The following is a 3,139-nucleotide window of genomic DNA, read 5'->3' as shown; positions in this document are numbered from 1 at the left end:
TTAGAAGCTTTGTGCCTTTGTGCCTCCGTGGTGAAACAAACCGTGCTCTCTGTGCTCTCTGTGCCTCTGTGGTGAAAAAAACTTAACCACCAAGACACTAAGAAAATAATTTAGAAGCTTTGTGCCTTTGTGTCTCCGTGGTAAAAAAATCCTCCGTGCCCCTCTGTGTTCTCTGTGGTAAAAAAAACACCGTGCCTCTGTGTCTCCGTGGTGAAAAATTCCTCCGTGCCCTCTGTGCTCTCTGTGCCTCTGTGGTGAAAAATTCCTCCGTGGTGAAAATCCCCCTCATTCAGGCAAAATCCCGAACTCTTTCAGCACCGGATAAACTTTATGCACAGGCAATCCCATGACATTATAAAACGAACCTTCAATCCGTTCAATGCCGATTAATCCGATAAAGTCCTGGCAGCCGTAACTCCCAGCCTTATCGAAAGGATGATAATTGCGGATATAAAAGTTGATTTCATCATCGCTCAGCTCTTTGAATGTAACCAGACTCAGGTCGTTAAAACCGACACAGGTATCACCCTTTCTCACACAAACGCCCGTGACAACGGTATGGGTATTTCCGGACAATTTTTTAAGCATCCGGAAAGCTTCGCTTTCATCCCCGGGTTTCCCGATAATTTCCCCGTTTAAGACCACAATCGTATCAGCAGCTATCAGTACATCCGAAGGAAAAACATCAGCCGCCACGGCAGCTTTTTGCCGGGCAAGCAATACAGGCAGTTCTTCGTAATTATCGTGGTCAAAGCCATCTTCATCAATATCAGGAACAAATACCTCAAAACGGTATCCGGCCATTTCGAGGAGTTCTTTTCTGCGGGGCGATTGTGAAACGAGAATTAATTTCATATCAGTAGAAGTAACATCGACAAAGTACCGGTAATCATTATCAATTTAGCCAGTTTGGTCAGTTTTTCAATTTCAGTGATTGATTCACTTTTAAAAATTTTCGGGAGCATATAAGCAGCCGGAGAAATCACAGTTACGAGCAGATAAGCCGAAATCCACCAGCGATGTTCAAGCCACATTGACCACGAGTATATTATCAGAAAAATAATGAAAATGAATAAGATAGAAAACAAGAGAAATTCGGTAAGCCCATAACCGAAGCGAACCGGAAAAGTGAGGTAACCTGCAGCCTTGTCGCCTTCCATATCTTCCGCATCTTTGAGTATTTCACGGAAAAGGCCGCTGAGAAAAGCAAACAAGACAAAGAAAATGAAAGAAACCTTATCGACTCCAGCCTGAAAAAACCAAAGCACCACCAGCGTCATTGCCATCAGGGCAGCCACGAGCAGATTGCCCACCAAAGGTATTTTTTTCAGCGAATAACTATAAAAAAACAAGGCTAATATCGTGATGGAAAAGGTAAACCATACGAGCAGATTGGTAAATGCCCCGGTGATGAGAGCAGCCAGATTCAGTAAGACATAAGCAATAAGAACCGATATTTGGCTAAATCTTTTACCGATAAGCACTTTTTCGGGGCGGTTAACCATATCCGATTCCACATCAAAATAATCATTTATCAGATAGCCTGCAGCGGCAATTAAAACCGTACCTATCATCAGGCTGATAAAATGAGAATTGTAATACTCAATATGCCCGTGAATAATCAGCGAATAATAGGCAACACACTGCGTAAAGGCAATAATCAGAAGGTTTTTGATTCTGATGAGGGAAAAAATATCTCTGAGCAGTTGTTTAAGTTTCATTAATCCTTTTTTTTATCAGCATATTCCTCGCGTATCATCCCCGAGAACAACACATAAAGTGCCCGCCAGTCATCTCTTTTCAGCATGCTTTTATGTTTATCAGTAGTCGTGCAATCCCCTCTTTTGGCAGGGCCCGTCTGAGCATCTTCAGGGCTCAACTCGAATGCCTTTTTGAAAGTCTCTTCGACTAATGGCTTAAGTATTTGAAAATCAATTTCATTTTCTTCAAGAATATCTTTGGAAATTTTCAGCAGGTGGTTGGTAAAATTGGAAGCAAAAACAGCCGCCAGGTGGATGGTTTTAAGTTTATCCTCTTTGGCAGTAAAGACCTTTTTGCTCAGTGCAGCAGCCACATCATACAGATCCAACAGGGAAGCTGAGGAAGAAGCCCAGACAAAAAAAGGTATTTCTTCAAAATCGGGCATTCTGTTTTTACTGAAAGTCTGAAGCGGGTAAAAAATGCCAAACTGTGAACTGCATTTTTTCAGGGCATCAAAAGGCAGGGTTCCGGAGGTATGAACCACTAATTTATCTTTGATTTTCAGTTTTTTACGAATTTCAAAAACAGCATCGTCTTTTACTGAAACAATGTATAGATCGGCATCGGGTAAAACGGAGTCATAATCACCAAAATTGGCAGTGGCGCCAGTCAGTTGGCACAAGCTCTCCACTTCTTCCTTTTTCCGGGAAACAATTTCATGTATCTGAAAACCTTTTATGTGCAGTTGCCGGACAAGGGCTTTACCCAGGCATCCTGCACCTATGATGGTAATCTTTTTAATCGTACCCATAACAAAATCCTGAGGCCTGCAAAAATCAGGCTTTTATCGGAAATTAAGCAAAATATTTATACGGAATACAGGCAAAGAAATCAGTATCATTAAAAAGACAGAAGCAGAGATAATTTACAGTATAAAACTTTAACAGAGCTGAAATTCATGCTATGACTTTCCGGTTTCATCCATCATACAAGTTTTCGCTGCCTCACAGCCTCATACAAAACAATGGCAGCCGAAACGGAAATATTTAAAGAATCTGCCTTTCCGTACATGGGAATGAGGATTCGATGAAAGTTGGTTTTAAACCACTTATCAGAAACACCATAGGCCTCTGAACCCATCACAATGGCAGAAGGGAGCCGGTAACTGGCAGAAGTATAGGGTTTGTCAGCAGCGGGGGTTGTAATAAAAATTTCTATGCCTTTTGAAGATAAAAAATCAATGGCTGTCCGCGTTTCACAAAGGCCAATCCTGTTGGTAAACACTGTTCCCAAACTCGCTCTGATGACATTTGGATTGTAAAGATCGGTCTGATTTCCGGCAATTAAAACGGCATCAACACCGGCAGCATCACAGGTACGCAAAACTGCCCCTATGTTTCCGGGTTTTTCAATATTTTCCATGACGAGGATCAGGGGG

4 protein-coding genes are annotated in these 3,139 nt (G+C 42.0%); all 4 read right to left on the bottom strand.

Features of this window, described 5'->3' with window-relative positions:
• Positions 1-285: 285 nt before the first annotated feature.
• Positions 286-855 carry a septum formation protein Maf gene (gene maf / locus GX437_03080; GenBank protein ID NLJ06635.1) on the bottom strand — a complete coding sequence of 190 codons (570 nt, stop codon included), beginning with the start codon at positions 853-855 and terminating at the stop codon, positions 286-288.
• A complete protein-coding gene (locus GX437_03075; GenBank protein ID NLJ06634.1) occupies positions 852-1,721 on the bottom strand; it encodes a UbiA family prenyltransferase in 870 nt (289 codons plus the stop codon). Before GX437_03075 ends, maf begins: the two co-directional genes overlap by 4 nt.
• Positions 1,721-2,512 carry a DUF2520 domain-containing protein gene (locus tag GX437_03070; protein ID NLJ06633.1) on the bottom strand — a complete coding sequence of 264 codons (792 nt, stop codon included), beginning with the start codon at positions 2,510-2,512 and terminating at the stop codon, positions 1,721-1,723. The genes GX437_03075 and GX437_03070 overlap by 1 nt, the downstream gene beginning before the upstream one ends.
• A 173-nt stretch (positions 2,513-2,685) precedes the next feature.
• Positions 2,686-3,139, bottom strand: a 454-nt coding sequence (locus GX437_03065; GenBank protein ID NLJ06632.1) for an RNA methyltransferase, incomplete at its 5' end; no start/stop codon positions are given.

Source organism: Sphingobacteriales bacterium, from assembly GCA_012517435.1.
Classification (GTDB): Bacteria; Bacteroidota; Bacteroidia; order CAILMK01; family JAAYUY01; genus JAAYUY01.
This window is presented reverse-complemented; position numbering and strand designations above follow the sequence as displayed.

What these genes read in the sequence shown, in the direction of transcription:
- maf (NLJ06635.1), bottom strand. Translation starts at nt 855, where the DNA reads ATGAAATTAATTCTCGTTTCACAATCGCCCCGCAGAAAAGAACTCCTC.
- GX437_03075 (NLJ06634.1), bottom strand. Translation starts at nt 1,721, where the DNA reads ATGAAACTTAAACAACTGCTCAGAGATATTTTTTCCCTCATCAGAATC.
- GX437_03070 (NLJ06633.1), bottom strand. Translation starts at nt 2,512, where the DNA reads ATGGGTACGATTAAAAAGATTACCATCATAGGTGCAGGATGCCTGGGT.